This is a genomic window from Synechococcus sp. W55.2 (genome assembly GCF_047461635.1).
Taxonomy (GTDB): domain Bacteria; phylum Cyanobacteriota; class Cyanobacteriia; order Thermostichales; family Thermostichaceae; genus Thermostichus.
In genome coordinates this window covers 1-7,172 of sequence record NZ_JANSHM010000097.1, presented here as the reverse complement: position 1 = coordinate 7,172, position 7,172 = coordinate 1, and the positions used below count along the sequence as shown (strand labels likewise).

The following is a 7,172-nucleotide window of genomic DNA, read 5'->3' as shown; positions in this document are numbered from 1 at the left end:
TTACCAGTGCCTTAAACAACCGTTTCTGGTGTCCGCAGTACAATTATAACCATGGAGGCGGACTTTCCTCTCGACACTGATCCTACCGGTACAGCACGGGGCTCCTGCGATTTCTAGCTGAGTGCTCAAGATGGATCCCTCTCATGTGCCCCTGGGTTTGCCGCTCATCTTGGGGGAGGTGCTTTTCGACTGCTTCCCCACAGAGATTGTGCTGGGCGGAGCAGCTTTGAATGTGGCTTGGAACCTCAAGGGGCTGGGATCCGATCCCCTCTTGCTCAGTCGTGTTGGCCAAGACGAGGCCGCCAGAGAGCTGCTGGGGGCCTTGCGACGGCAGGGGCTGCGCCTGGAGGGTCTGCAGCAGGATTCTGTTCACCCCACCGGCAAGGTTCAAGTAACCCTGGATGAGCAAGGGATCCCCACCTTCGCCATCTTGCCCGACCAAGCCTACGACTACATCCAGTTGGATATCGGGGCTCTGCAAGCTCTCCAGCCCAGCCTGCTCTACCGGGGCAGCTTGGCAGCCCGCCGGGAGGCAGCCCATCGCCACTTTCAAGAGGGGATCCCTGCTTTGGGCTGTCCCGTGTTTCTGGATCTCAACCTGCGGGATCCCTGGTGGCATCCAGACGCCATCCAGGAGATGCTGCGCACCTGCACTTGGCTGAAGCTGAACCAGGCAGAGCTGGAGCAAGTGGCCCAACTGGAAGGGATCCCTCCTGGAGACCTGCTGGAGCAAGGACAGATCCTCCAGGCTCATCTGAACCTGAAAGGTCTATTTCTGACCTTGGGAGCGGCAGGCGCGCTGCTGATCACCCCTACTCAGATCCATCGGGCCGACCCAGTGCCCGCGCCTCAGCTGGTGGATACAGTGGGGGCGGGAGATGCATTTAGCGCCGTGGCCATCCTGGGGCTGTTGCGGGGATGGCCGGAGGCGATTCTGGTGCAACGGGCCGTGCAATTTGCGGCGGCCATCTGCGGGATCCCGGGGGGAGCACCTTCGGATCCGGAGTTTTACCGGCCCTTCTGGCAGGCATGGGAGATCCAGGAGATCCAGAGGCCAAGGGTTCAATGAAACTGGCGCAGGTGAAACTGGGCGTAGCGACCCCCTTTGCCCAGCAATTCTCGGTGATTTCCCTGCTCCAGCAATTGCCCCTGCTCCAAGACGAAAATGCGGTGGGCGGTGCGCACTGTCGAGAGGCGGTGGGCAATCACAAAAACGGTGCAGCGTTGCATCAGCCGTTGCAGCGCTTCCTGCACCAACGCTTCTGACTCGTTGTCCAAAGCAGAGGTAGCCTCGTCCAGGATCAAGATCTTGGGGTTGAGGAGCACGGCGCGGGCAATGGCCAGCCGTTGCCGTTGTCCACCGGAGAGGGTGACCCCCCGTTCTCCCACGCGGGTGGCGTAGCCATCGGGCAAGCTCTCGATAAAGGTGTCGATGTTGGCCACCTGGGCCGCCTGGCGTACCGCTTCCAGGTCAAAATGCTCTTGTCCGTAGGCGATGTTGCTGGCAATGGTTCCCGAAAACAGGGTGATCTCCTGCGGCACAATGCCGATCTGCCGGCGCAGGCTCTTGAGGGTGACGGTGCGGATGTCGATGCCGTCGATGCGGATGCAGCCCTGCTGGGGATCGTAAAAGCGGGGAATCAGGCTCACCAGGGTGGATTTGCCGGCGCCGGAGGATCCCACCAGGGCCACAATCTCGCCGGGAGACACCTGAAAGCTGATCTGTTTGAGCACCGGCTGATCCGGTTTGTAGGCAAAGGAAACTTGGTCGAACTCCACCCAACCCTGAATGGGAGGCATGGGGCGGGCCCCGGGCAGCTCCCGGATTTGGGAGCGGGTGTTTAGCAGCTCGAAAATCCGCTCCACCGAAGCCTCACCCTGTTTCAGCTCGCTGTAGTTGTTGGTGATGTGAACAATAGGGTCGATCAACATCGCAACACCGGCGATAAAGCCGAGAAACTGGCTGCCGGTCAGGTTGCCCTGGCTAATTTGCCAGCCGCCCACCCAAAACACCCCCAACACGCTCATGGCGTACAGAAAACCCACCACCGGGTCTTGAATGGCTTTCACCTGTTCGGTCTGAAACCGGGCCAGGCGGTTGCTTTCGGCAATGGCACTGAAGCGGCGAATTTCGTAGTCCTCAGCCGCAAAGGCGCGAGTGAGGCTGATGCCAGCAAACACTTCAGTCAAGAGGGCGGCCAAATCCGACATCTTCTCTTGGTTGAGGCGGGAGCGAAACAAAAGGCGATCCCCAAACCAACTGATCAAGGCTCCCATCAGGGGGGCTATCAGCAAGGTGGTCAAGGTGAGAATGCCGTTGAGATAGAACAGGTAGGCCACCACCGCCAAGATGGTGAGCACGCTGGGGATGAAGCGATGGAAAAACCGCTGCACCACCTCTCCCACCCGATCCAGATCCCCCGTGAGGCGATAGACCAGATCGCCAGTGCGGCTGCCGGAAAAATAGTCCACATCCAGTGCCTGCAGGTGGGCATAAATCTGTTGGCGCAATTCCAAAACCATTTGCAAGGAGGCCCTCGCCATCAGGGTGTCTTGGCCATACTGAAAAGCGCCGCGCACCAAGAAAAACACCACCCCAATCAAGGCCAGCATCCGTAATTGCCCCAGATCCCCGGCACCAATGGAGCGGGCCACCCACTCGATCAAGTAGGCGAGGGCGGGCATGGTTAGCACAAAGCCAAGGGTACAGGTTAGCCCCAGCAACAACATCCACAGATGGGGCCGAATGAAGGGAATGAGACGGCGATAGCTACGACCCGGATGCACAAATCACAAACTAGAAGGGCCTCTGACCCAACCAGCTTACAGGATAGTGTTGCGGACTGCTGCCGGGATCCCTGAAACTGGCCGATAGAGTCGAAAGCCGCTGCGGCCATTTTCCTTGACCTGGTAGAGGGCCAAGTCGGCATGGTGCAAAAGGGTGGACACTTCTACGCCGTCTTGGGGGTAGAGGGCGACGCCGATGCTGCAGGTCACGGAAAGGGAATGGCCCTCGCAGGAGAAGGGAATTTGAAAGGCATCGACAATCCGCTGAGCCAGACGCGCTGCCACTGTGGGGCTGCCAATTCGGGGCAGCAGCAGGGTGAACTCATCCCCTCCCCAGCGGGCGACGATATCTCCAGGTCGAACGCACTTGGTTAGCCGTTCGGCTACCCCCTGCAACAGGGCATCGCCGACACTGTGGCCGAAGGTATCGTTAATGTCTTTGAAGTGATCCAAATCCACAAAGAAGAGGGCCAGAGATTCACTGTAGTATTGCTGCAGGGTCTGCTGCAGCCGCTCCCGAAAGGATTCGCGGTTCACCAAACCTGTCAGGGCATCATGATGAGCGCGAAACTCCATGTAGGCTAAGCTCTGCTTTTGGGCGGTGATGTCTTCGCAGATGCCTTCATAGCCGAGGAGATTTCCGGCTTTATCTTTAACCAAACGGGCCTTTTCTCGGACCCAGATGATCGAGCCATCCCGCCGCCGCAGCCGGTACTCAAAGCCGCGTACGGATCCCTGCTCCTGCAATAGCCGCACAAATTCCTCCCACTGGCTGGGATCCACATAGAGCTGCCGCTTGCCCGCCTCTTTCACTTCGCGCATCAATTCTTCGGGGGAGCTGTAGCCGCAGATCTGGGCCAGCATCGGGTTGGCGGAGAGATACCGACCTGCCGCATCGGTGAAAAAAATGCCCTCTACCGCATTCTCGAAAAAATTGCGATAGCGCTCCTCAGCCTGGCGCAGCTCCTCTTCCACTTGCCGGCGCTCCGAGATCTCGAGGGCCAGAGACACCAAATCCGCCAGGGATCCGGCGAAGTTTTGCTCTTCTAAGGTCCAGTGGCGAGGGGAGCCAATGTGCTCGTGGCAGAGAACACCCACCATCCGTCCTTCCAGTCGAATGGCGGCATCCAGCATCGAGACCACTCCCATTGCTGTCAGGTAGGAATTGCCGAACTCGGCGGTGCGGGGATCCGCCACCACTTGGTCGGCAGCAATGGTGCGCTCTTGCTCCAGGGCTTGAAAATAACGGGGATAGTCTTTGGCCCAGATCTCCGCCCCTTGAGTATGGGATCCCTCGGGGTTGTCTGGGGTGATCTCGAATTGATTGATGCAGCGAATGCTGGAGCGCTCCGACGTGTAGAGCCAGACCCCCACCCGTGCCACCCCCAGGGTATGGGCGGCTGTAGTACAAATCTGTTGCAGAGCAGCTTGTAAGTCTCCTTGGCTGAGGGCTTTGTGCCGGGTGAGCTCCATCAGAGCCCGGTTGTGCTCCAACAGTTGCTTTTGGCTGCGCTGTAGCTGCCACTCCACTTGCTTGCGTGCTGTGATGTCCTGACAGGAGCCGACAATTCGGCTGATTGGCTTGTTCTCCTCAACTACTGGAGAAAGGGTAACGATTAGAACATGGGTCGACTCTGGGTCGGGAGCGGCAGAGGCCGTTAGGCTCAGCTCAAAGCTCACTTGCCGGCCATGGCTGAGGCAGTGTTCGGTGTGCAGTTGAATCTGCGCAGCCAGAGAAGGCGGTAGACAACTCTGGAGCTCTTCTCCCTCGATAGGTCGAGAGGAGAGAAAAAACATCCTGCAAAAAGCCGGGTTACCCACCAAAAACCGACAGCGCGGTTGAGGTGAGCCTCTTTCTGGCTCCGGGGGCAGACACTCAAGGACAAACAACCCATCGCTGACGCTCTCGAACATGGTGCGCAGCACAGCCCGTCCCCGAGCCTGTACCGGGCGCCCACGGTACATGACCTGGGGATTCCACAGATCGGCCCGCGTCAGCGCATCGTAAACGCTGCCAGCCTGGTCTGGCCCAGCAGTCCCCCTTTCAACCATAGGCTAGGAACACCCAGTAGACGCTCGGGCAACGGGGAGGGCAAGCCGAAAAAAACAGCTATGAATTCACGCTGTCTCTGCCATTCTACGGTCGTCCTATGGAATTGTTGGGGGAGTTTGTGTGTCTCTCGATACAAAAGATCCCCGGGCTGGCACGGGCTTTTGGGTGCTCCGGAGGAGATATTCTTTGAAGTAACTCTTGAGGTTAATTAAAAGAATTATTAAAAAGCCTGTCCTGCCGGCGTGAGGAGACCTGCGCTGCCGTTTTCAAGGTTAAACCGCTTCTGGCTCCCGAACTTGTTCTACCCGTACATCGACACGCTTGGGAAGGAACCAGGCTCCTATTAGTTAGAACTGCTCTCATTAGAAAGAACCTCAGCTAGCCCTGGAAAAGGGATCCCTGCCAGACCCAGGATGGCTAATTCCGCGGGCGTGGGATCCCCGATGCATCCAAGGCAAGAGAGGAAGACTGATGGATACAACTCCACCACTCAACCGAGTAACAGCATAGCTCTATTGAGATTAGCTTTCAATAGCGTGCCGGCAAAGTAGGGATCCTCTTTGATAAAGACTTGCATTAAGCTTGAGGAGTCTGGTAGAGTGCTTACCCAAGTAGCAATTGCTAAAGATTTGCAGTTAAGTCTTCTCAGGAGAACAAGCTGCGGAGTGGCAAGCATGGCATGGCAACAGGTTCAGGCGGGGGTGTGGTGTAGGCAGTTGGGGCAATTGGCGCCTCAGTGGTGGTTGGGCTGGAGTCTGGAGCAGGGCTTTCGGCTCTACCGCAAAGAAGTTTCCTCTGCTCTGCCTTCTCTCTCTGCTTTGAGGATTCGCTACCAAGAGCGAGATGGCTGGCTGGACGTGTTTCTGGGAGAAGCGGAGCAATGTAACCGACGACGGCGCAGCCTTTTGGATCCGGCAGCGCGGGTAGCCTTGCACTACATGCCGGAAGATTTGGCTCAGATTCAGTCCCTAAAGTGTCCTCACGAGCGCATTCCTCCGCAGCTTTGGCAGCGGCTAACCCAGCAGCCGGGTTGAGGACTGTTGAAGGTTAGAGGGCTATTTATTGTTTTTATTGTTTCAGATGGATCCAGTCCGCTGCGGCAACCGATCCTGCCTCTTCTCGCCTTTCCAGTTCTTCTGGAGAGCGGTAGCCTGTTTTTTTCTTCCTCTAGGCAGGCTTAAGCTGGAGAACGAAGAGTAGCGGCTGCAGCCATGACTGTTTCTAAGCACCAACCCAAGCAGCGCTCCCAGCAGCAGGTCGAGGGGCTGACTTCTCGCCGCCTTTTGAAGGGATCCATCATCGGCGCCGGCCAGGTAGGCATGGCCTGTGCCTACTCGATGGTAATCCAGAACACTCTGGATGAGCTGGTCCTTCACGACATCGACCGCAACAAGCTGGAAGGGGAAGTGATGGATCTGGTGCACGGGATCCCCTTTGTGGAGCCGACGCGGATACGGGCAGGGGAACTGGCTGATTGCGCCGGGTCAGATGTAGTGATTTTAACGGCAGGGGCTAAGCAGCGGCCTGGAGAAACCCGTTTGGATTTGGTGCAGCGCAACGTCGAGATCTTCAAAGGCTTGATCCCGGCCTTGATGGCGCATTGCCCTGACACACTCCTTTTGGTGGTGAGCAATCCCGTTGACATCATGACTTACGTTTCCCTGAAGTTGTCGGGGTTGCCGGCAGGGCAGGTAATTGGGTCGGGGACGGTTTTGGACACAGCCCGCTTTCGCTATCTTTTGGCGGAGCGCCTGGGGGTGGATCCGCGTAGCCTGCACGCCTACATCATCGGCGAACATGGAGATAGCGAGGTGGCCGTTTGGAGCAAGGTGAACATCGCCGGCACCCCGATTGGGGAACTCTCGCCGGACTGGGATCCCGCCTATTTGGGGGATATCTTCGAGCAGGTGCGCAACGCTGCCTACGAGATCATCCGTCGCAAAGGGGCCACCAGCTACGCCATCGGGTTAGGGGTGACGCAAATTGTCCAAGCCCTGCTGCGGGATCAACACCGCGTTTTAACCGTGAGCAGCCTCACCCAAGGGGAGTACGATCTGCCAGAGGTCTGTCTCAGCTTGCCCAGAGTGGTCGGGCGGCAGGGGGTGGAACGCACGCTGGCCATGTCCCTCACCGAGAGCGAGCGCAAGCAGCTGCACCGCTCGGCCCAGATCTTGCGGCAAGTCATCGACAGCATCCGGTGGTAGCCTAGATCTCCTAGACTTTTGTCGCTCCCCTCCAAGCTGGGGGATCCCTTGGTCAGCTAGAAATCGCAGGAGCCCCGCACTGTACCCGTAGGGTCAGTGCCGGGAGGAATGCGCTTTGATGAAGTACA

5 protein-coding genes are annotated in these 7,172 nt (G+C 58.0%); 3 read left to right on the top strand and 2 right to left on the bottom strand.

All coding sequences use genetic code 11. The features are described from left to right. Positions 1 to 130: 130 nt before the first annotated feature. The gene (locus tag NW828_RS13375) at positions 131 to 1,069 is read left to right on the top strand and encodes a carbohydrate kinase family protein (RefSeq protein WP_414384381.1); all 939 of its coding nucleotides are present in this window, start codon (positions 131 to 133) and stop codon (positions 1,067 to 1,069) included. Here the strand turns inward: NW828_RS13375 and NW828_RS13370 are convergent. Further along, positions 1,063 to 2,787: an ABC transporter ATP-binding protein gene (locus NW828_RS13370; protein ID WP_011433743.1), complete on the bottom strand. Its 1,725-nt coding sequence runs from the start codon at positions 2,785 to 2,787 to the stop codon at positions 1,063 to 1,065. The genes NW828_RS13375 and NW828_RS13370 overlap by 7 nt on opposite strands. A 36-nt stretch (positions 2,788 to 2,823) precedes the next feature. Continuing rightward, positions 2,824 to 4,839, bottom strand: coding sequence for a diguanylate cyclase domain-containing protein (locus tag NW828_RS13365; RefSeq protein ID WP_414384379.1), 2,016 nt, complete (start codon positions 4,837 to 4,839; stop codon positions 2,824 to 2,826). A 675-nt stretch (positions 4,840 to 5,514) separates the two neighbouring features. Between NW828_RS13365 and NW828_RS13360 the strand changes: the two genes are divergently transcribed. After that, positions 5,515 to 5,874, top strand: a complete 360-nt coding sequence (locus tag NW828_RS13360) for a hypothetical protein (protein WP_011433745.1) — start codon at positions 5,515 to 5,517, stop codon at positions 5,872 to 5,874. Positions 5,875 to 6,123: 249 nt separating this feature from the next. Further along, positions 6,124 to 7,044: an L-lactate dehydrogenase gene (locus NW828_RS13355; RefSeq protein ID WP_011433746.1), complete on the top strand. Its 921-nt coding sequence runs from the start codon at positions 6,124 to 6,126 to the stop codon at positions 7,042 to 7,044. The last annotated feature ends 128 nt before the right edge of the window (positions 7,045 to 7,172 follow it).

Bases quoted from the DNA above. Each gene is read 5' to 3' on its own strand.
- NW828_RS13360 (WP_011433745.1), top strand. From the start codon at position 5,515: ATGGCATGGCAACAGGTTCAGGCGGGGGTGTGGTGTAGGCAGTTGGGG.
- NW828_RS13365 (WP_414384379.1), bottom strand. From the start codon at position 4,839: ATGGTTGAAAGGGGGACTGCTGGGCCAGACCAGGCTGGCAGCGTTTAC.
- NW828_RS13375 (WP_414384381.1), top strand. From the start codon at position 131: ATGGATCCCTCTCATGTGCCCCTGGGTTTGCCGCTCATCTTGGGGGAG.